Source organism: Bradyrhizobium sp., assembly GCF_022844465.1.
In the GTDB taxonomy this organism is placed as follows: Bacteria; Pseudomonadota; Alphaproteobacteria; order Rhizobiales; family Xanthobacteraceae; genus Bradyrhizobium.
This window is the reverse complement of record NZ_JALHLP010000005.1, coordinates 110550-132536: the sequence shown is the minus strand read 5'-3', so window position 1 is coordinate 132536 and position 21987 is coordinate 110550. Positions and strand designations below refer to the sequence as shown.

The window sequence follows — 21987 nt, the reverse complement described above, 5'->3', positions numbered from 1 at the left end:
ATGGCGCCATAAGCCCAGAAAAAGTCTCGGTAAAAGCCGGCTCGCGCGCCGCGCCCGAATCGTTGGCTGAACTTTGGCAAAACCCTTGGTAAAACCCTTGGGAAAAGCCCGGCCGGGCCGTTGCCCTCCGGTCCCGGCCTCGCCATTGTCGCCGCCACCAGCGCCCTAGCGGCGACTCATTCACACCGACATTGCCTTCTATGGTATTGTCATGGCAGGGAGATTCGCGCCCGGCCAACAGAGATCCGTGTACATGAAACTCACGCGCCTTCGCCTCCATGGTTTCAAGTCGTTCGTTGAACCCACTGACTTCATGATCGAACCCGGCCTGACCGGCGTGGTCGGACCGAACGGCTGCGGCAAATCGAATCTGGTCGAGGCGCTGCGCTGGGCGATGGGCGAGACCTCGCACAAATCGCTGCGCGCCGCCGACATGGACGCGGTGATCTTCGCCGGTTCCGGCAACCGTCCGGCGCGCAACCATGCCGAAGTCGTCATGACGATCGACAATGCCGACCGCTCCGCACCGGCCGCCGTCAATGACGGCCAGGTGCTGGAGATTTCCCGCCGCATCGAACGCGAGTCCGGCTCGGCCTACCGGATCAACGGCCGCGACGTGCGCGCCCGCGACGTGCAGATTCTGTTTGCCGACGCCGCCACCGGCGCACGGTCGCCGGCGCTGGTTCACCAGGGCAAGATCGGCGAGATCATCCAGGCCAAGCCCGAGCAGCGCCGCCGTGTGCTGGAAGATGCCGCCGGCGTGGCCGGGCTTCATGCCCGCCGCCACGAAGCCGAACTGCGGCTGAAGGCGGCCGAGGCCAACCTCACCCGCGTCGAGGACGTCGTTGGTCAGCTCGCCGGCCAGATCGACGGCCTGAAGAAGCAGGCGCGGCAGGCCATCCGTTTCCGCGAAGTCGCCGCCAAGGTGCGCAAGGCCGAGGCGACGCTGTTCCACCTGCGCTGGCTCGAGGCCAACAGCGACGTCGGCGAGGCCGCGCGCAACCATGACCTCAACGTACGCGAAATGGCCGAACGCACCCGCGAGCAGGCCGAAGCCGCGCGCATCCAGGCGATCCGCGCCGCCGAACTGCCGGCGCTGCGCGACAATGAAGCCCGCGCCGCGGCGGGGCTGCAGCGCCTCACCCATGCGCGCGAACAGCTCGACCGCGAGGAAATGCGCGCCAGGGAGCGCGTTGCCGAACTCGACCGGCGGCAGACGCAGTTCGCTGCCGACATCGCCCGCGAGCGGCAGCAGACCTCCGACGCCGAGATCGCGCTGCAACGGCTCGACACCGAGGATGCCGAGCTGAAGGAAGAGATCAGGTCGCGGGTCGAAAAGCGCTCCGGCCTCGATGAACGGGTGTCGGAGGCGGAGGCGACGCTTGCCGCTTCCGAGCGGCTGTTCGGCGAACTTACCACCGCGCTCGCCGACCTCACCGCCAAACGCACCCAGCTCGAAGCGGGTGTGCGGACCCACCGCGAGCGGCTGGCGCGGCTCGACCAGGAAATCGCCAGCGTCCACGCCGAAGAGCAGAAGCTTGGCGAGGAAACCGGTGCGCTCGGCGACATCGCCGCGCTGGCCGGCGCCTTGGCGACCGCCCAGGAAACGCTGGCGGCCTCGGAAGCCGCCGCGCAGGCCAGCGAGGCCGGTCACCTTGCCGCACGGCAGCGACTGGAATCCTCGCGCGCCCCGCTTGCGGAAGCCGAAAAGCGCGTGCAGCGGCTCGAGACCGAAGCGCGCACCATTTCAAAGCTCGTCGGCGAAACCAAGAATCTCTGGCCGCCGATCATCGACGGCGTCACCGTCGCCAAGGGTTATGAGAAGGCGCTTGGCGCCGCGCTCGGCGACGATCTCGACGCGCCAATCGATCCCTCGGCGCCGATGCGCTGGAGCAACACGGGTTCGCGGATCGACGATCCGGCGCTGCCCGCGGGCGTCGAAGCCCTCGCCACCCAGGTGCTGGCGCCGCCCGAACTGGCGCGCCGGCTGGCGCAGATCGGCGTCGTGCCCCGGGAACGCGGCGCGGCGCTGGTGTCGCAGCTCAAGACCGGCCAGCGGCTGGTGTCGCTGGAAGGCGACGTCTGGCGCTGGGATGGGTTTGTCGCGGCGGCGCATGCGCCGACCGGCGCCGCGCGGCGGCTGGCCGAACGCGCCCGGCTGGTCGATATCGAGCACGAGCTCGAACAGGCCCGCGCCGATGCCGCCGCCAGGCGACAGGCGCTGGAAGCCGCCGAGACCGAATTGAAGTTAGCATCGGGCGTCGAGTCCGCCGCCCGCGACGCCTGGCGTGCCGCGCAACGCGAAGCCGACGCCGCCCGTGAACGTCACGCCACCACCGAGCGTGAGATCAACCGCCACGCCGCGCGCAAATCGGCGCTGACGGAGGCCCACAGCCGTCTGGCGGCCGATCGCAGCGAGGCCGAAGCCGCGCACGAGAGCGCCGCCGCCGCGCTCGCCGAACTGCCGCCGACCCTCGAGGCCGAAACAAGGCTGACAGCGGTTCGCACCGACATCGAGGGCCATCGCCGGTTCGCAGCCCAGGTGCGCGCCGAGGCGCAGGCGCTGGCGCGCGAAGCCGAAATCGCCGACCGTCGCTTGCAGGCGATCCTCGCCGAGCGCACGGAATGGCAGAATCGCCAACAGAGCGCCGCCTCGCAGGTCGCCACCATCGAGGCCCGCATCACCGAAGTGACGGCCGAACGGGCCGATCTCGACCAGGCGCCGGCGCTGTTCGCGGAAAAGCGCCGGGCCTTGATCAACGAGATCGAGGCCGCCGAAAGCGGCCGCCGCGTCGCCGCGGACGCGCTGGCCGCCGCCGAGAGCGCGATGGCGGAAACCGACCGGGCCGCCAAGGCGTCGCTGGAAGCGCTCTCCTCCGCCCGCGAGGCCTGCGCCCGCGCCGAGGAGCGGATGCAAGGCACAAGGCGCCGGCTTGCCGACATCGAACGCGAGATCCACGACATGCTCGAAGTCGAGCCCAGCGCCGTGGCGGCGCTGGCCGAGATCGAGCCCGGCGCGGAATTGCCGCCGCTGGCCGAGATCGAGGACAATCTTGAAAAGCTGCGCCGCGACCGCGATCGGCTGGGCGCCGTCAATTTGCGCGCCGAGGAAGAGCTGCGCGAGGTCGAAGCCCAGCACACCGCGCTGACCACCGAACGCGACGACCTCGTCGAAGCCATCAAGCGGCTGCGCCAGGGCATCCAGAGCCTGAACCGCGAGGCGCGCGAGCGGCTGTTGACGTCGTTCGAGACCGTCAACGAGCATTTCAAGCGGCTGTTCTCGGAGCTGTTCGGCGGTGGCGAAGCCGCACTTCATCTGATCGAGAGCGACGACCCGCTGGAAGCGGGCCTTGAAATCATCGCCAAGCCGCCCGGCAAGAAGCCGCAGACGCTGTCGCTGCTGTCGGGCGGCGAGCAGGCGCTGACGGCGCTGGCGCTGATCTTCGCGGTGTTCCTCACCAACCCGTCGCCGATCTGCGTCCTGGACGAGGTCGATGCGCCGCTCGACGACCACAATGTGGAGCGGTTCTGCAACCTGTTGCACGAAATGACCTCTTCGACGGAAACCCGTTTCATCATCATCACGCACAATCCGATCACGATGGCGCGGATGAACCGGCTGTTCGGCGTCACCATGGCCGAACGCGGCGTCTCGCAGCTGGTCTCCGTCGGCCTCGACGACGCCGTGAAGATTCTGGATCAGAACGTGGCGTGACGTCGCGCTTTCGTCGCCACAATGGTTGACGTCATCATCCGCGAAGGCGGATGATCCAGTACGCTGGGCTGCCCATGATCGTCACTGCCGCGTCGGCGTACTGGATGCCCGCCTTCGCGGGCATGACGAGAGCCATGACCTCACCCGATCTTCCCGCCGAACTGAAGGCCGCGCTTGACGCCAAGCTCGTGGGTCTGTCGCGCAACGACGCCGCTGAGCGTGCCGCCGCGATCTCAAGGACCTATCGCGACGGCGGCGGCTCCGGCGCGATCCAGTCCGCGACCGACGCGCTGGCCTATGCGCTGGCGCGCATGCCCGCGACCTATGCCGCGGTCACCGCCAGCCTGAACGCGCTGGTCGGAATCAGGCCGGACTTTGCCCCGAAAAGCCTGCTCGATGTCGGCGCCGGGCCCGGCACCGCAACCTGGGCGGCCGCCGAAGTCTTCCCGTCGCTGGCGGATTTCGCGCTCTTGGATGCGAACCATGCCTTGCGGGCGCTGGCGCTGGATCTGATGCGCGACAGCACGCGGCTGCGCGAGACCGGCTACGAACGTGGCGAAGCCCGTGCCGCGCTGGCGAAAGCGGATGCGGCCGACCTCGTCATGGCGAGCTACATGATCGGAGAGATCGGCGATGCCGAACAGCGTGCGCTCGCCGAAATGATGTGGGAAAAAACGCGCGACGCGCTGCTCGTGGTCGAACCCGGCACACCCGCGGGCTATGCCCGGATCATCGCGCTGCGTGAACGGCTGATCGCATTGGGCGCGCATGTCGCCGCCCCCTGCCCGCATGATGGCGCTTGCCCGATTCAGGCGCCGGACTGGTGCCATTTCACCCAGCGCCTGCAACGGTCGCGGGCGCACCAGCAGGTCAAGGGCGTCGAGCTGCCGTTCGAGGACGAGAAATTCGCCTATGTCGCGCTGACGCGCGCGCCGGCCGCTCAGCGCCGTTCCCGGATTCTGGCGCAGCCGGTCGTCACCAAGGTCGAAATATCCGCAAAACTCTGCACCCCGACCGGCCTTGCCGCTACAAGCGTACCACGCCGCGCCAAGGCGGAGTATGCCAGCGCCCGGCGCTGGCGGTGGGGCGATGCCATCAATTGATCCCGTCATTCCGGGATGGTCCGAAGGACCAGACCTCAGATGCGCAATCGCGCATCGGGGAATCTCGAGATTCCGGGTTCGATGCTTCGCATCGCCCCGGAATGACAGAGGAGTGTTTGCCTCTTGAACTTATCCCGCCTCACGTCCGACTAACGCCATGCCCGACTCGGGCCGGGGCTGCCCGCCCGTCGTTTCTCGTCTAATTTCCCTGTCTCTTCGTCCCACAGGAGTTGTCTGCCATGTCGACCGGCTGGATCGTTCTCGGCGTCATCGTCATCATCGTGCTGTTTGCCTTCGGCGCGTATAACCGCCTCGTCGCGCTCAGCCAGCGCGTCAGCCAGGCCTTTGCCGACATCGACGTCCAGCTCAAGCAGCGACACGATCTGATCCCGAACCTGGTCGAGACCGTCAAGGGCTACGCCTCGCATGAGCGCGGCACGCTCGACGACGTGATCAAGGCGCGCAACTCGGCGATGTCGGCGCAGGGGCCGGCGCAGGTGTCGGCGGCCGAAAACCAGCTGAGCGGCGCACTTGGCCGCCTGATCGCGCTGTCGGAGGCCTATCCGGACCTCAAGGCCAACGCCAATTTCCAGCAGCTGGCGAGCGAATTGTCCGACATCGAGAACAAGATCGCGGCCAGCCGGCGCTTCTTCAACAACGCGGTCCAGGAGTACAATACCGGCATCCAGCAGCTGCCCGCCGCATTGTTCGCCGGCATGTTCGGCTTCACCAGCAAGGAATTCTTCGACCTCGGGGCCAGCCGCACCCAGGTCGAAGTGGTGCCGACCGTGAAGTTCTGAGGGCTGTCCATGTCTCTCTTTCGTCATTCCGGGGCACGCCAAGGGCGTGAACCATGGCGCGCGATTGCGCACCTGGGAATCTCGAGATTCCGGGTTCGATGCTCCGCATCGCCCCGGAATGACGCGTGGTGACGCACCATGGCCGCCTACGGTCTCTATACGCATATCGCATCGAACAAGGTCCGTTCGATGCTGATGCTGGCGGGCCTGTTTCTGCTGATCTACGTGCTGGTGTTCGCGGGCGCGCTGGTCGCCGAAGCGACGATCCGCGGCGACGGATCGGTCGACTTCTACCTGAGAGCCGCCTGGCGCGACCTGGTCGTGGCTTTCCCCTATGCCACGTTCGCCGCGGCGCTGTGGATCGTGGTCGCCTATTTCTTCCACCAGAACATGATCGACGCGGTGACCGGCGGCGCGAGCGTGACGCGTCAAGAGCAGCCGCGGCTGTACAATCTGCTGGAAAATCTGTGCATCTCGCGCGGCATCCCGATGCCGAAGCTGAAGGTGATCGACAGCCCGGCGCTTAACGCCTTTGCGAGCGGCCTCAACCGGCGGCAATACGCCATAACGGTCACGTCAGGGCTTCTGCAGGCGCTCGACGACCGGGAGATGGAGGCCGTGCTCGGCCACGAACTCACGCATGTCCGCAACGGCGACGTGCAGCTGATGGTGATCGCGGTCATCATCGCCGGCGTCGTCGGCTTCTTCGGCGAACTGTTCTTTCGCATGTTCACCAACATGTCGGGCGGCTCCGGCAGCAGCTCGTCATCGTCTTCCTCCTCGTCCAACCGCAGCAAGGGCGGCGGGGCGGTAATCGCGATCATCATCGCGGTGGCGCTGATCCTGCTGGCCTGGCTGTTGTCTCAGGTGGTCAAGCTGGCGCTGTCGCGGTCGCGCGAATTGCTGGCCGACGCCGGATCGGTCGAACTGACCAAGAATCCCGACGCCATGATCTCGGCGTTGCGCAAGATCGAGAATCGCGGCGAGCTTCCCGGCGCAACCTCGGCGATCATGGAATTGTGCATCGACAATCCGCGCGAGGGGTTTGCGGACCTGTTTGCGACCCACCCGTCGGTGGATCGGCGCGTCAAGGCGCTGGTGCAGTTCGCCGGCGGCCGCGATCCTGGCCCGCTGGCCGCGCCGCCGGATGCAGCGGTCACCCCGGAAAATCCGGCGGAACCGGTCCCCACGCAACTCCCGCCTTCGCTTCCCCAAACCCCCTGACATGACGCCGATGGCCCGGCCGCGGGCTCGCCATCCCGGCCATCCGAAGCGCATGGACGCCGGGGCGGCTGGCGCCTGCCCTTGGTCAGGGCCATTTCCGTTTCAACCCAAACAGAACGGGCGTCTAAAGCGCGATGAGATTGGGATGAACCGTCATCGCGCTTTAGCTCCTTGTTTGAGCATGATCTTTTCGGAAAACCGCTGCACACTTTTCCGGATCATGCTCTAGATTCTTGATTTGACGGGTCTTATCCACATCGCTGGAAAGCGTGCCATCAACATATCCAGTATGAATAAGGGCGCCGGCCTTCTAAGGAATTGAATTCTCCCTTGTTTCTGCCATGTTCGCGACCAAAGCAGGGAACGGGGACCTGCCGATCGCTCCCGCGGTTGGAGAGCCGTTCAAGGGAATTCCATGGCAAAGCCGGTCGTGATTGTGGTGGGGGCGGACAAGGGTGGGGTCGGCAAGACCACGGTGTCACGGACCCTGCTGGATTATTTCAGCGCCAACAATGTGCCGACCCGGGCGTTCGACACCGAATCCCCCCGGGGAACCCTGAAGCGGTTTCACCCCGACATCACCGAGATCGTCGACATGACGACGACCTCGGACCAGATGAAGATCTTCGACACGCTGAACGCGGCCAGCCCCTTCGTCACCGTGATCGACGTCCGGGCCGGACTGCTGTCGCCGGCGCTGGCCTCGCTGCGGGACATCGGCTTTCTCGACGCCGCGAAGTCCGGACAGATCACCTTTGCCGTGTTCCATATCCTGGGCCCTTCGATCGCCTCACTCGATGAAATTGCCGAAACCGCCAACTTCATGCAGGGCGCCAGGTATTTCCTGGTGAAGAACTTCATCAACGACACCCAGTTTTTCCAGTGGGACCAGGCGACCTATAATTCCTACTTTCACCGCATCAAGGACGCGACCGATCTCGTCATCCCCAAGCTCAACGAAATGGCCTATGAGCAGGTCGAGGTTTCCTCGGTGCCGTTCCTCAAATTTGTCGCCAACAAGGGCAAGGACGACGAAGCCGCGAATTATTCGTTCGTGCTGCGCGGCTATGTCCGGCACTGGCTTGCCAACGTCTGGAGCGAGTTCGACCGCATCAAGCTGACCGACCTCGTGGGCGCCGGCAAGCCGGGCGTCCGCACCGGCGAAAAATAATCGCCCCGTGGTCACGATGGGGCTGGATTAGGCTAAAAATTCGCCTGATATAGCGCCTGATGAGCCTTACGCCCGTCTACATCATCTGCTCGCCCCGACCGATGGTCGGCAAGACACTGCTCGCGCGGTTGTTGAGCGAATTCCTGCTGTTGAAGGACGGCGCGGTCGCCGCTTTCGACATCAATCTGAAAGAGCCGTCCCTGCTCGAATTTCTGCCTGACATCACCGAGACGGCCGACGTCATCGACACCCACGGCAAGATGCAGCTGATGGACCGCCTGATCGCCCATGACGGCGTCGCCAAGGTGGTTGACCTTGGTTTCCACGCCTTTGACGAGTTTTTCAAGATGATCGAGCAGATCGGTTTTCTGAAGGAAGCCGCCCGCCGCGGCGTCACACCGATCATCCTGTTCATCGCCGATACCGACCGGGTCTCGGCGCGCAGTTTCCTGGCGCTGCAGGAGCAGATTCCGCCCGAGGTGCTGATCACCATCGACAACGAATATGTGGTGCGGGGCGAATTGCCGGCCGCGATGGACCTCGGACGCACCGTTCGGCTGTCGGCGCTGCCTTCGTTCCTGAAGACCTATGTCGACCGGCTGGCCTTTTCGTTCACCGACTACCTGCGCGGCGAGCGCGACTCCTCGACCGAGCTGCATCAGTGGATTCGCAGGAATTATACCAGCTTTCGAGAGATCGAGCTGGACCTGATCGCGCAGCGGCCTTAAGCCGCGATCACGAAAACAGCGAGCTAGTGCCCCTCGAACGCCATCAGCGTGCGTACCGGGACATCCATTGCGCGCAGCTTGTCCGCGCCGCCGAGATCGGGCAGATCGATGATGAAGCAGGCGGCGACCACGTTGGCGCCGATCTGGCGCAGCAGCTTCACCGCGCCCTCCGCGGTGCCGCCGGTGGCGATGAGGTCGTCGACCAGGATGACGCGCTCGCCCGGCTGAATGGCGTCGACATGCATTTCCATTTCATCGAGGCCGTATTCCAGCGAATAGGCGATGCTCACGGTGGTATGCGGCAGCTTGCCCTTCTTGCGGATCGGCACGAAGCCGGCGGAAACCTGGTGCGCCACGGCGCCGCCGAGAATAAACCCCCTCGCCTCGATCCCGGCGACCTTGTCGATCTTCAGTCCCGCCCAGGGCTGCACCAGTTCGTCCACCGCGCGGCGAAAGGCGCGGGCGTCCGCCAGCAGGGTCGTGATGTCGCGGAACAGGATACCCGGCTTCGGGTAATCCGGAATGGTGCGGACGGTGGCCTTCAGGTCGTGATCGAATGTCATCGGTGTCTTTCTCCAATGTCATTCCGGGGCGATGCGCAGCATCGAACCCGGAATCTCGAGATTCCGGGTCTGGTGCTAGCGCACCATCCCGGAATGACATGCCTCAAAATTCTTCTCGACCTGTCCCCGCATTCAACCGAAACGCGTTCTCGACGATACGCAGTCCGACATCGCCGCCGAGCGACATCAGCGATTCCGGGTGAAACTGCACGCCGCCGACCGGCAGGGTCTTGTGTTCGATCGCCATCGCGACGCCGTCCTCGGTGGTCGCGGTGACCTGCAGCACTTCGGGAACGCTATCGCGCTCGACATAGAGCGAATGGTAGCGGCCGATCACGATCTCGTTGGGCAGGTTCTGCATCAGCCGTCCGCCCCGCACCAAAACCCGCGACGGCCTGCCATGCGCGGGCTGGGCGAGCTGGCCGAGCTGGCCGCCGAAATACTCCCCTATCGCCTGCAGGCCGAGGCAGACGCCGAAGATCGGAAGCTTCTGTTCGATCGCGGCGCCGATGGTTTTCGAAATCCCGAAATCCTCGGGCCGTCCCGGACCCGGCGACAGCACCAAGAGATCCCAGTTCCTCTGCTTCAGCATGTCCTGGGCATGGATGTGCCGGACCACGGTCACGCTGGCGCCGACCTGGCGGAAATAATCCGCCAGCATGTGCACGAAGCTGTCATCATGATCGATCAGCAGCACCTTCCTGCCCGAGCCGGTGGCGTCGGGCGCAAACGCCGACAGCGGCTTCGGCGGATCGCCGCGCAACGCCTGAAACAATGCCGCCGCCTTGACCTGGCATTCGCGGTCCTCGGCCGCTGGGTCTGAATCGAACAGACAGGTGGCCCCGACCCGCACCTCGGCCAGCCCGTCCTTCATGCGGATGGTGCGGATGGTGAGCCCGGTATTGATGCTGCCATCGAAGTTCACCGCGCCGATCGCGCCGGCATACCAGCGCCGCGCCGATCGTTCATTGTCCTCGACGAACTGCATCGCCCATAATTTCGGCGCGCCGGTCACCGTCACCGCCCAGGCATGGGTCAGAAACGCATCGAGCGAATCGAATCCCGGACGCAGCATGCCCTCGACATGATCCACGGTATGGAACAGTTTCGAGTAGGTCTCGATCTGCCGTCGCGCCAACACCTTGATCGTTCCCGGCACGCAGATGCGCGCCTTGTCGTTGCGATCGACGTCGGTGCACATGTTGAGCTCGAATTCGTCCTTCTCCGAATTCAGCAATTGCCGGATCTGTTCGGCGTCGCCGATCGCATCGACGCCGCGCGCGATCGTGCCGGAGATCGGACAGGTTTCGACCCGCCGCCCGTCGGAGCGCACGAACATCTCCGGCGAGGCCGACACCAGGAACTCGCCGTCGCCGAGATTCATCAATGCGCCATAGGGCGACGGGTTGATGCGGCAGAGCCGCTGGAACACTTCCGCCGGCGAGCGTTCGCACGGCTCGGCGAACAACTGGCCCGGCACCGCCTCGAACAAATCGCCGCGCGCGAACGCCGCGCGCGCCACTTCCACCGTCGCCTGGTATTCGCCCGCCGCATGATCGGCAAAACCCTGACGCGGCGTTTTGGCGTAGATGCTTTCGGCCGTGTCGCGCGGCATGCCCTTGGTCGACTTTCCCTTCCAGGAAAAATCAAAGCTCAGCACCACGCCGCGGCCGGTGGCGCGGTCGTAGGCCAGCAGCCGATCCGGCACATAGAGCACGATGTCGCGCTGATCGGCCTCGCGGGCGCGTTTCTGCACCAGGTCCTCGATCTGGAACACGAGGTCATAGGCGAACGCGCCGAACAGCCCGAGCAACGGATCGTCCGGGGCTGACAGGGCGGCGACGATATCGCGCACCAGCGACATCACGCTGGCGCGGCGGGTGCGCTGGTCTTCCTCGACCGGCGCGGCGCCGCGCAGGATGTGGCCGGACAGCCGCGTCGCACTCCGCTCCGAAATCACCACGCAGGGCTCGCGCAGCACCTCGCCGAGGAAGGCGACCAGCACCTCGCCACGCCCGTTCAAGGCCTGCAGCGAAAAGTCGACGCCGGCGGTCTCCAGCACCAGCGGCGGATCGGCAAAGCCGAGGTCGAAGCTCTCGTAGCGGCCCGGCACCGTGGTACCCGAGGACAGCACCACGCCGCGGCGGCGGTCGAGCAAATCAATGAGGTCATCGAGCCGCCTGGCATCCCCGGTGAACTGCTCGACCGTTCGCGAGATCGCCAGACCGCCGCTGCTACGGTATTCGCTATGCGCCGGGAGGGAGAAGGCTGTCCTGTTCACGTGATCCTCTTACGAAGCTTGCGGAGGGAGCGCCACACAGGACAACCGAATCGACCGCCGCCCTGCGATGGCGACCTTCGACGATTGAAAAAATGAAATCGCACCGGCCACCTCTTTAAGAGGTGCGCCACCAGAGACGGGATGGGCGGACAACGGTGTTCATGGGCGCCTAGACACCATCCGCCGCCGGTGATGTCAAGAGTTGGGCCGGGAGGGGCCCCGGCGGCGACCCGATCTTTTGCTGTCGGCAGACGCCAGATCTGCTTAGGATTTGAACAGGCAGCGGCGCATCGGCGCGCAAGGATTTGCCAGGGGCGGAGGCGCAGGATGGCATTGCTGGGTCTGGGATATGCCGGGTTCGGATCGTCGGCCCTCGAGGACTGGCGCCAGTTCGGGACCGGCCTTGTCGGGCTGCAGGCGGTCGAACGCGGCAATTCGCTGCTGGCGTTCCGGATGGACGACCGCAAGCAGCGCATTGTCATCGACCGCGCGATGGGCGACGGAACGCGATTCTTCGGCTGGGAAGTCGCCGACGCCACCGCGCTCGATGCGCTGGCGGCCCGGTTGGAAAACGCCGGCGTGGAAGTGACGCGCCAGCCGCAAACCCTGGCCGACGCCAGGCGGGTCCGCAGCCTGATCTCGTTTCGCGACCCCGCCGGCAACCGGCTGGAGGCGTTCCATGGCGCCGAGATCGACGACACGCCGTTCCTGCCCGCCCGATCCATCTCGTGCTTCCGCACCGGCCCGCTCGGACTTGGCCATGCGGTGCTGACGGTCGAGAACATCGAGCCGGTCATGGCGTTCTATGTCGGCGTGCTGGGCTTCGGGCTTTCCGACTTCATCGAGAAGCCGTTCCGCGCCTATTTCTTCCACATCAATGCGCGCCATCACAGCCTGGCGCTGATCGAGACCGGCAGCAACGGCATGCACCATCTGATGGTGGAGATGTTTTCGCTCGACGATGTCGGCCAGTGCTACGACATCGCGCAGACCGAGGAAGGTCGCGTCAGCGTCACGCTCGGCCGCCACACCAACGATTTCATGACCTCGTTCTACGCCAGGACGCCGTCATCGTTCATGATCGAGTGCGGCTGGGGCGGCCGCGAGATCGATCCCGCAACCTGGCAACCGGTCGAGATGCATGACGGCCCGAGTCTGTGGGGGCACGAGCGCGTCTGGCTGCCGCCCAAGGACCGCGAAGTCGCGCGCCAGATGCGGCTGCGCGCCGCCGCCTCCGGCCTGCGCGCACCGGTGCAGGTGATGGAGGGCAATTACAGGCTGATGTCGGGGACGTGCGCCTGGTGGGACGGGGTGAGGGGCGGCGGTTCTGGCTAGCCGGCCGGGTCCTGGATTTCTTCAGGCACCGCTCGGCTCGCATGTCGAACATGCACGATTACGAGGTCGTCACCTCGAACGCTATGGTAGACGAGGTAGGGATAGCGCGCCGTCGGAAAGACGCGAACACCAGCAATATCCGTCTCTCGTCCCAGATCGGGATATTCAGCCAGCAGGCGGCCGGTGGCCCGAATTTGCGCGGAGACTGCCACTGCCGCGCGCGGACTGTGTTGCGCGATGTATTGGTAGATTTCTACGATATCAGCACGGGCACGCGGAGTGTAACGCAGCCTCACAGACCGCACTTCTTCCAGAGCGCAGCCATTTCCTCGTCGTTCACGAACTCGCCGGACTCGACCTGTTCGAGGCCTTCGAGAACCGCCGCGCGATGTTCCTTCGGCACAGTGAAAGGATCACTGCCGGCAGCGGCAATTTGCTCCAGCACCTGCGCGACATAGGCTTGCCGGTCTTCGGGGAGCTTGCGTACCTTCGCAATGGCGTCTTCGAGAATCTTGGTCATTGAAGCACCTTATAACAATCCGAGACGGACTGCGAGATGCGGCTCCCACCCATTTGCGATTGCTAGGACCCGCACGTCTGCTCCCGGTAACACCCCTGCTCGATCTCCTCGATCAATCCGCCCGCGTTCGGCTTCCAGCCCATCCGCCGGGCGCGCTTCGCCCGCACGCGGCTGTTGGACGCCATCGTTTCTTCGGCGGTGCCCTCGCCCCATTCGGCAACGGCTTCCGCCATCGGCATCGCCGCCGGTGGCCCCGAAAAACCGAGCATGCGGTTGATGGCTTCGCACGCCTCCCGCATCGAGTTCTCGCCATTCTCGGCGAAATAGAAGGCGCCGGCCGGCGCCTTCTCGATCGCCAGCGCGTAGAGCGTCACGAGATCGTCGATATGCACATTGGACCAGACGTTCGCGCCGGGTCCGGCATGCGCCGCGTTGCCGCGCTTTTTGGCAAGGCTGATCAGCAACGGAATCTGCACGCTGTCAGGCCCAAAGCCAGGGCCCCGGCCGTAGATCAGGCTCGGGCAGATGATGACCGGCCGGCAACCCTTGTCGCGGTATGAGAGAATGAATTCGTTCAGCGCGACCCGCGCCACCCGCGCCGGCGATGGCGTGAACGGCGTGTCCTCGTCGAAAACCGCGTCGGAATGCCGGCCCCTGGCGCGCGTGCCGACAACGCTCGATCCCGAGGTGTGGATGAATGTCTTGCCGCTTCCTTCAAGCGCGCCGAGCAGGCTATCGACCGCGCCCCTGTGATCGGCGCTGGCGGCGTTGACGATAATGTCAGCGGCCCGCGCCGCTTGCGACAGTATCCCGGCGTCGTCGAGCGTCCCCAACAAGGGCTGGACGCCCCGGGCGCGGACCGCCTCGGCTTTGTCGGCGGAGCGAACCAGGCCCGTCACCTGTTGGCCGGCGGCGGCGAGGCGCGCCGCCACCGATCCGCCGATATAGCCGGACGCGCCGGTGCAGAAGACTTTCATCAGACTCCTTGCGAGGGCTTCGCTGACGCGCCTGTCAGCTCAACCCAGATGCTTCCTGAAAAACTCCGTCGCCCTGCCCCAGGCCAGCTCGGCGGCGGCGCGGTCATGAACCGATTGCCGCTGCTCGTTGACGAAGGCGTGTTCGGCGTCGTAGCGGAAAATCTCCAGCGACTTGCCGGCCGCCTTCATGCCCTTCTCGAACGCATCGACCACCTGCGGCGTGCACCAATCATCCTTGTTGGCGAAATGGGCCTGCAGCGGAATCTTCACATCTGCAGGCTTTGCGGCTTGCTCCGGCGGGATACCGTAGAACACCACGCCCGCCGCCAGTTCCTGAATCCTGGCGGCGCCGATGATCGTCACCGCGCCACCGAGGCAGAAGCCGGTCAGCCCGACCCTAGCGCCGTTCCTGGCAAGGTACTGCGCTGCGCCGCGCACGGTCTGCGTGGTGGCGTCGATGAAATCCAGCGAGTTCATCTCCCGGCCGGCGGCGTCGGTGTCGTGATACGGCACCACCTTGCCCTTGTAGAGATCCGGCGCCAGCGCATCGAAGCCGGCGAGCGCGAATCGGTCGCTCAGGCCCTTGATCTGGTCGGATAGTCCCCACCATTCCTGGATGACAACCACGCCCGGCGCATTGCCGCGCGCCGCGTTGGCGAGATAGCCGCCGGCCTCCTTGCCGTCCGGGCGCTTGAAGGTGATGCTGGTACCCATGGGTTCCTCCGCAACGATTTCTGGCCAACCTAGCGGCTATTTTGTCCGCAGTAGAAATGCGGCGCAACCCCGCACACCGTCATTCCGGGGCGATGCGAAGCATCGAACCCGGAATCTCGAGATTCCGGGTCTGGTGCTCACGCACCGTCCCGGAATGACGAGCCCAACAAAAAAAGCCCCCGCAGGGGCTTTTCCGAATTCGCAATGAAAAGAGGCTCAGTGGGCGTTGGCCCAGACCTTCTTCTTGGTGAAGTACAGCAGCACGGTGAGGATGATCAGAAACACGAACACCTGAAAGCCGAGCTGCTTGCGCGCCTCCATGTGCGGTTCCGCGGTCCACATCAGGAACGTGGTGACGTCCTTGGAGTATTGCGCGACGGTCGTCGGCGCCCCGTCGTCATAGGCGACCTGGCCGTCGTTGAGCGGCTTCGGCATCTTGATGGCGTGACCCGGGAAATACTTGTTGTAGTAGGACCCTTCCGGCAGCTTGAAACCGGCCGGCGGTTTGTCCTCATAGCCCTCCAGCAGCGCGGCGACGTAGTCCGGGCCCTGTTCCTGATACTGGGTAAAGAGGTCGACCACGAAAAGGGGGAAGCCGCGCTTGTAGGAGCGCGCCTTGTTGATCAGCGACAAGTCGGGCGGATAGGCGCCGCCATTGGCAACGCGCGCCGCCTGCTCGTTCGGGAACGGCGACGGGAAATAATCGGCGGGCCGGCCCGGCCGCTCGAACATCTCGCCCTGATCGTTCGGGCCGTCCTTGACCTTGTATTCGGAGGCGAAGGCGGCGGCCTGCGCCATCGAATAACCGGGACCGCCGGCTTCCGCGAGGTTGCGGAACGCGACAAAGGACAGGCTGTGGCAGGATGCGCAGACTTCCTTGTAGACCTTCAGGCCGCGCTGCAGCGCGCCGCGATCGAACTTGCCCGTGGGCCCGGCGAACGACCACTTCTGCGCCGGAGGCGCAGGCGCATCGCCCGCGGCGCGGGCGTCGGAGGCACTGCCCAGCAACAGGCCGCCGGCGAACAGGAGGGCGATCAGGCTCGATACCATCGGCGCGGCCTTGCCGCCTGACTTTGCCAGCACGTCGTCGGCGATCGAATTGGGAACCGGACGCGGCTTCTCGATCCGGCTCAATAGCGGCAGCACGATGAGGAAGTAGGCGAAGTAGCAGAAGGTCAGCACGCGTCCGGCGATCACGTAGACGCCTTCGGCGGGCTTGGCGCCGAGCCAGCCGAGCAGGATGCAGACGATCACGAAGATCCAGAAGAACTGCTTGGCCAGCGGGCGATATTTCGACGATCTGGTCCGGGCGGTATCGAGCCAGGGCAGGAACGCCAGGATCAGGATCGCGCCGAACATGGCGATGACGCCGGCCAGCTTGTTCGGAATGCTGCGCAGGATCGCGTAGAACGGCAGGTAATACCATTCCGGCACGATATGCGGCGGCGTCACGCCGGGATTGGCGGGGATGTAGTTGTCGGCCTCGCCGAGATAATTCGGCATGTAGAAGATGAACCACGAAAACAGCAGCAGGAAGCAGGAGACGCCGAACATGTCCTTCATGGTCGCGTAGGGCGTGAACGGCACCGTGTCCTTGGCGGTCTTCGGCTCGACGCCGGCCGGATTGTTCTGGCCCGCGACATGCAGCGCCCAGACATGCAGCACCACCACGCCGGCGATCACGAACGGCAACAGGTAATGCAGCGAGAAAAAGCGGTTCAGCGTCGGATTGCCAACGGAGTAGCCGCCCCACAGCAGCGTCACGATGCTCTCGCCGAAATACGGCACGGCCGAGAACAGGTTAGTGATGACGGTGGCGCCCCAGAAGCTCATCTGGCCCCACGGCAGCACGTAACCCATGAAGCCGGTCGCCATCATCAAGAGGTAGATGATGACGCCGAGGATCCAGAGCACTTCACGCGGTTCCTTGTACGACCCGTAATAGAGGCCGCGGAACATGTGGATGTAGACGGCAAGAAAGAACATCGAGGCGCCGGAGGCGTGAATGTTGCGCAGCAGCCAGCCGTAGTTGACGTCACGGACGATGAGTTCGACCGACTTGAAGGCAAGATCGGCATGCGGCGTGTAATGCATCGCCAGAATAACGCCGGTGATGATCTGCACGGCCAACATCATCGAAAGGATGGCGCCGAAGGTCCACCAGTAATTCAGGTTGCGCGGCGTCGGGTACGCCACGAACGAGGAATGCATCAGTCCCATGATCGGGAGGCGCCGCTCGATCCACTTCAAGGCGGGGTTGGTCGGCTGGAAATCGGATGGTCCGCTCATTGATGCGATCCTGAGGAAGGTAGACGACGCGACGGGCAAAGGGGCCTCGGGCTGACGCCCGGGCCTTTAGCCGATCTGGATTTTGGTATCGGAAACGAACTGGTAGGGCGGCACCGGGAGGTTGGTGGGCGCGGGGCCTGAGCGAATGCGGCCCGAGGTGTCGTATTGAGAGCCGTGGCAGGGGCAGAAAAAGCCGTCGTACTGGCCCTCATGGGCGATCGGGATGCAGCCGAGATGGGTGCAGATGCCGATCACCACCAGCCACTGTTCATGCCCTGCCTTGACCCGCGCCTCATCGGTTTGCGGATCGGGCAGGCTCGCGATCGACACCTTGCGGGCCTCGTCGATCTGCTTCTTGGTCCGGTGGCTGACGAAGATCGGCTTGCCGCGCCAGAACACCTTGATGTCCTGTCCTTCGGCGATCGGGGTCAGGTCGACCTCGATCGGCGCGCCTGCCGCGACCGTCGAGGCATCCGGGTTCATCTGGGAAACCAGCGGCCACACCGTGGCGGCGGCGCCAACGGCAGCGACGGCTCCGGTTGCGACATAAAGGAAATCACGGCGTGTCGGATGGCCCGCCGAAGACGCTGTCGTCACGATTCCAAGCCCTTTCTCATCTGCAGCCGGCGCTACCGTCTCCGGACACGCTGGAGGCGCAACCGCAAGAGGCTGCCGGCGCCCGCGGCCCCCGCGGCGGCAAAAAAACCGCTCTTCCTTCCCCAATCCGGCGGAACAAGCAGTCCAGAATCGTTCTATTGGCACCCTTGCCGTAATAGCGCAAGCCCGCTATCGGCTCGCAAACGTGCAATGCACTAAATCCGCGCCAGGCCTCGAATTATTCGGACATTCATCAGCACTTCCAAAAGCCGCCACACCATGCAGATTGCGCTCTTCCAACCCGACATCCCCCAGAACACCGGAACGATTCTGCGCCTGTGCGCATGCCTGGACGTGGCGGCCCACATTATCGAGCCGGCCGGGTTTCCGACTTCCGATCGGCATTTCCGCCGGGCGGGAATGGACTATCTCGACCACGTCGCCATTACCCGCCATGACTCATGGTCAAAATTCGAGCAATGGCGTAACGAGGCGGGTTTCCGGCTGGTGCTGTTTACGACCAGGGGCGCCGACTCCTATCTGGATTTCCGCTACGGAAGGGACGATGTCCTGCTGTTCGGGCGGGAGTCAGCGGGGGTTACCGACGAGGTCGCTTGCAGCGCCGATGCGCGGCTGGCGATCCCGATCAGGCCGGGCTTGCGCTCGCTCAATGTGGCCATAGCGGCCGCCATGGCATTGGGCGAGGCGCTGCGGCAGACCGGCTCCACGGTTGAGGGCGAGATACGGTCCGAGGAGAGATTGTGAGTTACGCGGTCAAGGAGATATTTCTGACCTTGCAGGGTGAAGGCGCGCATGCCGGCCGCGCGGCGGTTTTCTGCCGTTTTTCCGGCTGCAATCTCTGGAGCGGCCGCGAACAGGACCGCGGCACCGCCACCTGTCGGTTTTGCGACACCGATTTTGTCGGCACCGACGGTACATTCGGCGGCCGCTATGCCGGTCCGGACGAACTCGCCGAAATCATCGCCGGGCAATGGACCGGCGACGCCGCCAACCGCTATGTCGTGCTGACCGGCGGCGAGCCGTTGCTGCAGGTGGATACCCCCTTCATCGATGCGCTGCACGCGCGCGGCTTCCTGATCGGCATCGAGACCAACGGCACGATCGTTCCTCCTGATGGCATGGACTGGGTCTGTGTCAGCCCCAAAGCCGGCGCCGGCCTCGTGGTGCGCCGCGGCCACGAGTTGAAGCTGGTCTATCCGCAGCCGGGCGCGGCGCCGGAGGATTTCGCAGGCCTCGATTTCGAGCGTTTCTCGCTGCAACCGCTGGACGGCCCTGACCTGATCGAGAACACGGCGCGCGCGGTCGACTATTGCCTGCGCCATCCGCAGTGGCGGCTCAGCCTGCAGACGCACAAGACGCTCGGCATCAGATAGGATCCAGGATTTTCAAGATGTGGGAACTGACCAAATCGTTTCGCTTTGAAGCTGCGCACGCCCTCAAGGGTACCACCTTCGGCGCGGCCAGCGAGGAAATTCACGGCCACTCGTTCCGCGCCGAGGTGAGCGTGCGTGGCGTGCCCGATCCCTCAACCGGCATGGTGCTCGACCTCGGCGTGCTGGAGCTCGGCATGGAAGAAGTCCGCCGGACCCTCGACCACAAGCTCCTGAACAAGGTCGAGGCGCTGGGGGCGCCGACGCTGGAAAACCTTTCGCGCTACATCTTCGAACGGCTGCAGCACTCCTGCGCGATCAGCCGCGTCAGCGTTCACCGCGACAGCTGCAACGAGAGCTGCTCTTATTTCGGGCCACAGGGCTAGGACCAGTATTTCCGTCATTGCGAGGGGCGAAGCGACGGAGCAATCCATTCTTTTCGCGGCACGATGGATTGCTTCGCTGCGCTCGCAATGACGAAAGGAGACGGATTGACCATGGACCTATCGCAGATCGAGGATCGCAAGACGCGGGCGCGGAGCTGGTTCGAGGCGCTGCGTGACGACATCTGCGCGGCGTTCGAGCGGCTGGAAGACGATGCACCGGCCTCGCTCTATCCGGGCGAGGCCGGACGCTTTGCGCGCACGCCCTGGACCCGCACCGACCACACCGGCAAGCCGGGCGGCGGCGGCGTGATGTCGATGATGCGCGGCAGGCTGTTCGAGAAGGTCGGCGTGCACTGCTCCACCGTGCATGGCGAATTCGCGCCGGAATTTCGCGCCCAGATTCCGGGCGCCGCGGACGACCCGCGATTCTGGGCGTCGGGGATTTCGCTGATCGCCCACATGCACAATCCGCACGTGCCTGCCGTTCACATGAACACCCGCTTCGTGGTCACCACCAAGGCCTGGTTCGGCGGCGGCGCCGACCTGACGCCGGTGCTCGACCGGCGCCGCGCCCAGGACGACCCCGACACGCTCGCCTTCCATCGGGCGATGAAGGAGGCCTGCGACGGATCGAACGGCGTGGCCGACTACGACAAGTACAGGAAGTGGTGTGACGAGTATTTCTACCTGCCGCACCGCAAGGAGGCGCGCGGCATCGGCGGGATCTTCTACGACTGGCACGACTCCGGTGACTGGGACGCCGATCTCGCCTTCACCCGGGATGTCGGCCGCGCCTTCCTGAAAATCTATCCTGAACTGGTCAGGCGCAATTTCGGCCTCGCCTGGGATGCGGCGGATCGCGAGGAACAGTTGATCCGGCGCGGGCGCTATGTGGAGTTCAACCTGCTCTATGACCGCGGCACCATCTTCGGACTGAAAACCGGCGGCAACGTCGATTCGATCCTGTCGTCGATGCCGCCGGAGGTAAAGTGGCCATGATCTCCTGTCATGACTGATCGCTATGATGCTGGTCGTGTCATGTTATCCAAGGAGCAGATCATGGATTTGAAGCCCGGCGATGTCGTAATTCTGAAGTCCGGCGGCCATCCGCTTAGCGTGGTGGAGGTCAACGGCGGTAATGCTGCGTGCGTATGGATGGGCAACGAAGGCGATCTCTTTCGCGAAACGCTGCCGCTTGCCGTGCTTGAGCTTGCCGAAACCGATACGTCCGATGACGACGAAGAAGACGACGAAGAGGAAGCCGATGACGACGAAGAAGAGGCCGAGAACAGCAAGGTTGCTTGAGGGAAACTAGTGGGAACCCTGACGTCGCCCGGCTTCCCTGGCCTGGCGGCGTCGTTTCCCCGAATTGGACGCCGTGCGAGGTATCTGGTATTCGCGGCAAACCGGCCGCAGCTTGCCGTGGTCGATACCGCTGGAAGCGAAATGGCCGTCACGCATGACTGAGCTGCCCCGCGCCATGCTGATCGACATGGACGACACGATCCTGTCGGCCTATGGCCGCCCCGAGATCGCCTGGCACCATGTCGCGAGCGAATTTTCCGGCGAGTTTGGGCCCTTGACGTCCAAACAGGTCGCCACCGCGGTGCTGGATTCCGCGCGGCAGTTCTGGGCGGTCGCGGAGGCCGAATGGCGGCTCAAGCTGAACGAGGCGCGACGCGTGGTGGTCAGGGACGGATTTGCCGCGCTCGCAGCCGACGGCCATGTCCTGGCGGTGGATCTGGCGGACAGGCTCGCCGACCGCTTCACCGCCTACCGCGAGGAAGAGATGTTCGTTTTCCCCGGCGCGCATGACGCCATCGACGAATTGAAGGCGCGCGGGGTGAAACTGGCGTTGGTGACCAACGGCGCCGGCGCCGCCCAGCGCGCCAAGGTCGAGCGCTTTGCGCTGTCGCATCGGTTCGACCACATCCAGATCGAGGGCGAGCATGGTTTTGGCAAGCCGGAAGAGCGCGCCTATCTGCACGCCATGCAGGCGCTCGGCGTTACCGCTCCCGAGACCTGGATGGTCGGTGACAATCTGGAATGGGAGGTCGAGGCGCCGCAGCGGCTTGGCATCTACGCGATCTGGATCGACGTGCATGGCGAGGGCCTGCCGGCGGGCTCCCCCGTGAAGCCGGATCGCATCATCCGATCGCTGATGGAACTGCTGCCGCCCGCGAACGGATGAAA

The 21987-nt window shown here is 64.8% G+C and carries 21 protein-coding genes; 13 read left to right on the top strand and 8 right to left on the bottom strand.

Annotated features, from left to right (window positions below):
• Window positions 1-253 precede the first annotated feature (253 nt).
• From Q0D31_RS11775 to Q0D31_RS11750, 6 genes are all read left to right on the top strand, one after another.
• Window positions 254-3715 carry an AAA family ATPase gene (locus Q0D31_RS11775; RefSeq protein WP_291850313.1) on the top strand — a complete coding sequence of 1154 codons (3462 nt, stop codon included), beginning with the start codon at window positions 254-256 and terminating at the stop codon, window positions 3713-3715.
• A gap of 134 nt (window positions 3716-3849) precedes the next feature.
• The gene (locus tag Q0D31_RS11770; protein ID WP_291850662.1) at window positions 3850-4818 is read left to right on the top strand and encodes a small ribosomal subunit Rsm22 family protein; all 969 of its coding nucleotides are present in this window, start codon (window positions 3850-3852) and stop codon (window positions 4816-4818) included.
• A 239-nt stretch (window positions 4819-5057) separates the two neighbouring features.
• Window positions 5058-5618 carry a LemA family protein gene (locus Q0D31_RS11765; protein ID WP_291850310.1) on the top strand — a complete coding sequence of 187 codons (561 nt, stop codon included), beginning with the start codon at window positions 5058-5060 and terminating at the stop codon, window positions 5616-5618.
• Window positions 5619-5756: 138 nt separating this feature from the next.
• Window positions 5757-6842, top strand: coding sequence for a M48 family metallopeptidase (locus Q0D31_RS11760; protein ID WP_291850307.1), 1086 nt, complete (start codon window positions 5757-5759; stop codon window positions 6840-6842).
• A gap of 415 nt (window positions 6843-7257) precedes the next feature.
• Complete coding sequence (locus tag Q0D31_RS11755) at window positions 7258-8013, top strand: hypothetical protein (protein WP_291850302.1); 756 nt, start codon at window positions 7258-7260, stop codon at window positions 8011-8013.
• Window positions 8014-8072: 59 nt separating this feature from the next.
• Window positions 8073-8741 carry a hypothetical protein gene (locus tag Q0D31_RS11750; protein ID WP_291850299.1) on the top strand — a complete coding sequence of 223 codons (669 nt, stop codon included), beginning with the start codon at window positions 8073-8075 and terminating at the stop codon, window positions 8739-8741.
• 23 nt (window positions 8742-8764) lie between these two features.
• Here Q0D31_RS11750 and Q0D31_RS11745 read toward each other — a convergent pair whose 3' ends face one another.
• Window positions 8765-9304 carry an adenine phosphoribosyltransferase gene (locus Q0D31_RS11745; protein WP_291850296.1) on the bottom strand — a complete coding sequence of 180 codons (540 nt, stop codon included), beginning with the start codon at window positions 9302-9304 and terminating at the stop codon, window positions 8765-8767.
• A 103-nt stretch (window positions 9305-9407) separates the two neighbouring features.
• The gene (locus tag Q0D31_RS11740) at window positions 9408-11585 is read right to left on the bottom strand and encodes an anthranilate synthase component I (RefSeq protein WP_291850291.1); all 2178 of its coding nucleotides are present in this window, start codon (window positions 11583-11585) and stop codon (window positions 9408-9410) included.
• Between the two features lie 141 nt (window positions 11586-11726).
• On the opposite strand from Q0D31_RS11740, the gene Q0D31_RS11735 reads away from it, so the two are divergent.
• Window positions 11727-12920: a VOC family protein gene (locus Q0D31_RS11735; protein WP_366518514.1), complete on the top strand. Its 1194-nt coding sequence runs from the start codon at window positions 11727-11729 to the stop codon at window positions 12918-12920.
• Here the strand turns inward: Q0D31_RS11735 and Q0D31_RS11730 are convergent.
• From Q0D31_RS11730 to petA, 6 genes are all read right to left on the bottom strand, one after another.
• Window positions 12917-13216, bottom strand: coding sequence for a type II toxin-antitoxin system RelE/ParE family toxin (locus Q0D31_RS11730; protein WP_291850285.1), 300 nt, complete (start codon window positions 13214-13216; stop codon window positions 12917-12919). The two genes, Q0D31_RS11735 and Q0D31_RS11730, sit on opposite strands and share 4 nt — an antisense overlap.
• On the bottom strand, window positions 13213-13440 hold the full coding sequence (locus Q0D31_RS11725; protein WP_291850282.1) for a hypothetical protein: 228 nt from the start codon (window positions 13438-13440) through the stop codon (window positions 13213-13215). The genes Q0D31_RS11730 and Q0D31_RS11725 overlap by 4 nt, the downstream gene beginning before the upstream one ends.
• 62 nt (window positions 13441-13502) lie before the next feature.
• Complete coding sequence (locus Q0D31_RS11720; RefSeq protein ID WP_291850279.1) at window positions 13503-14417, bottom strand: NAD-dependent epimerase/dehydratase family protein; 915 nt, start codon at window positions 14415-14417, stop codon at window positions 13503-13505.
• Between the two features lie 39 nt (window positions 14418-14456).
• Window positions 14457-15131, bottom strand: coding sequence for a dienelactone hydrolase family protein (locus Q0D31_RS11715; RefSeq protein WP_291850275.1), 675 nt, complete (start codon window positions 15129-15131; stop codon window positions 14457-14459).
• 216 nt (window positions 15132-15347) lie between these two features.
• Window positions 15348-17420, bottom strand: a complete 2073-nt coding sequence (locus tag Q0D31_RS11710; RefSeq protein WP_291850272.1) for a cytochrome c1 — start codon at window positions 17418-17420, stop codon at window positions 15348-15350.
• Window positions 17421-17486: 66 nt separating this feature from the next.
• On the bottom strand, window positions 17487-18017 hold the full coding sequence (gene petA / locus Q0D31_RS11705) for a ubiquinol-cytochrome c reductase iron-sulfur subunit (protein WP_291850269.1): 531 nt from the start codon (window positions 18015-18017) through the stop codon (window positions 17487-17489).
• A gap of 279 nt (window positions 18018-18296) precedes the next feature.
• Between petA and Q0D31_RS11700 the strand changes: the two genes are divergently transcribed.
• The 6 genes from Q0D31_RS11700 (at window position 18297) to Q0D31_RS11675 (ending at window position 21985) form a co-directional block, all read left to right on the top strand.
• A complete protein-coding gene (locus tag Q0D31_RS11700; RefSeq protein WP_291850266.1) occupies window positions 18297-18782 on the top strand; it encodes a tRNA (cytidine(34)-2'-O)-methyltransferase in 486 nt (161 codons plus the stop codon).
• Window positions 18779-19411, top strand: a complete 633-nt coding sequence (gene queE, locus Q0D31_RS11695) for a 7-carboxy-7-deazaguanine synthase (protein ID WP_291850263.1) — start codon at window positions 18779-18781, stop codon at window positions 19409-19411. The genes Q0D31_RS11700 and queE overlap by 4 nt, the downstream gene beginning before the upstream one ends.
• Window positions 19412-19428: 17 nt before the next feature.
• Window positions 19429-19794 carry a 6-carboxytetrahydropterin synthase gene (locus tag Q0D31_RS11690; protein WP_291850260.1) on the top strand — a complete coding sequence of 122 codons (366 nt, stop codon included), beginning with the start codon at window positions 19429-19431 and terminating at the stop codon, window positions 19792-19794.
• Between the two features lie 111 nt (window positions 19795-19905).
• Window positions 19906-20793, top strand: coding sequence for an oxygen-dependent coproporphyrinogen oxidase (hemF, locus tag Q0D31_RS11685; protein ID WP_291850256.1), 888 nt, complete (start codon window positions 19906-19908; stop codon window positions 20791-20793).
• A 60-nt stretch (window positions 20794-20853) separates the two neighbouring features.
• Window positions 20854-21099, top strand: a complete 246-nt coding sequence (locus Q0D31_RS11680) for a DUF2158 domain-containing protein (protein WP_291850661.1) — start codon at window positions 20854-20856, stop codon at window positions 21097-21099.
• 154 nt (window positions 21100-21253) lie between these two features.
• Window positions 21254-21985 carry an HAD family hydrolase gene (locus Q0D31_RS11675; protein ID WP_291850253.1) on the top strand — a complete coding sequence of 244 codons (732 nt, stop codon included), beginning with the start codon at window positions 21254-21256 and terminating at the stop codon, window positions 21983-21985.
• Window positions 21986-21987 lie beyond the last annotated feature (2 nt).

What these genes read in the sequence shown, in the direction of transcription:
- Q0D31_RS11775 (WP_291850313.1), top strand. Translation starts at nt 254, where the DNA reads ATGAAACTCACGCGCCTTCGCCTCCATGGTTTCAAGTCGTTCGTTGAA.
- Q0D31_RS11770 (WP_291850662.1), top strand. Translation starts at nt 3,850, where the DNA reads ATGACCTCACCCGATCTTCCCGCCGAACTGAAGGCCGCGCTTGACGCC.
- Q0D31_RS11765 (WP_291850310.1), top strand. Translation starts at nt 5,058, where the DNA reads ATGTCGACCGGCTGGATCGTTCTCGGCGTCATCGTCATCATCGTGCTG.
- Q0D31_RS11760 (WP_291850307.1), top strand. Translation starts at nt 5,757, where the DNA reads ATGGCCGCCTACGGTCTCTATACGCATATCGCATCGAACAAGGTCCGT.
- Q0D31_RS11755 (WP_291850302.1), top strand. Translation starts at nt 7,258, where the DNA reads ATGGCAAAGCCGGTCGTGATTGTGGTGGGGGCGGACAAGGGTGGGGTC.
- Q0D31_RS11750 (WP_291850299.1), top strand. Translation starts at nt 8,073, where the DNA reads ATGAGCCTTACGCCCGTCTACATCATCTGCTCGCCCCGACCGATGGTC.
- Q0D31_RS11745 (WP_291850296.1), bottom strand. Translation starts at nt 9,304, where the DNA reads ATGACATTCGATCACGACCTGAAGGCCACCGTCCGCACCATTCCGGAT.
- Q0D31_RS11735 (WP_366518514.1), top strand. Translation starts at nt 11,727, where the DNA reads ATGGGCGGACAACGGTGTTCATGGGCGCCTAGACACCATCCGCCGCCG.
- Q0D31_RS11725 (WP_291850282.1), bottom strand. Translation starts at nt 13,440, where the DNA reads ATGACCAAGATTCTCGAAGACGCCATTGCGAAGGTACGCAAGCTCCCC.
- Q0D31_RS11720 (WP_291850279.1), bottom strand. Translation starts at nt 14,417, where the DNA reads ATGAAAGTCTTCTGCACCGGCGCGTCCGGCTATATCGGCGGATCGGTG.
- Q0D31_RS11715 (WP_291850275.1), bottom strand. Translation starts at nt 15,131, where the DNA reads ATGGGTACCAGCATCACCTTCAAGCGCCCGGACGGCAAGGAGGCCGGC.
- Q0D31_RS11710 (WP_291850272.1), bottom strand. Translation starts at nt 17,420, where the DNA reads ATGAGCGGACCATCCGATTTCCAGCCGACCAACCCCGCCTTGAAGTGG.
- Q0D31_RS11700 (WP_291850266.1), top strand. Translation starts at nt 18,297, where the DNA reads ATGCAGATTGCGCTCTTCCAACCCGACATCCCCCAGAACACCGGAACG.
- Q0D31_RS11690 (WP_291850260.1), top strand. Translation starts at nt 19,429, where the DNA reads ATGTGGGAACTGACCAAATCGTTTCGCTTTGAAGCTGCGCACGCCCTC.
- hemF (WP_291850256.1), top strand. Translation starts at nt 19,906, where the DNA reads ATGGACCTATCGCAGATCGAGGATCGCAAGACGCGGGCGCGGAGCTGG.
- Q0D31_RS11680 (WP_291850661.1), top strand. Translation starts at nt 20,854, where the DNA reads ATGGATTTGAAGCCCGGCGATGTCGTAATTCTGAAGTCCGGCGGCCAT.
- Q0D31_RS11675 (WP_291850253.1), top strand. Translation starts at nt 21,254, where the DNA reads ATGACTGAGCTGCCCCGCGCCATGCTGATCGACATGGACGACACGATC.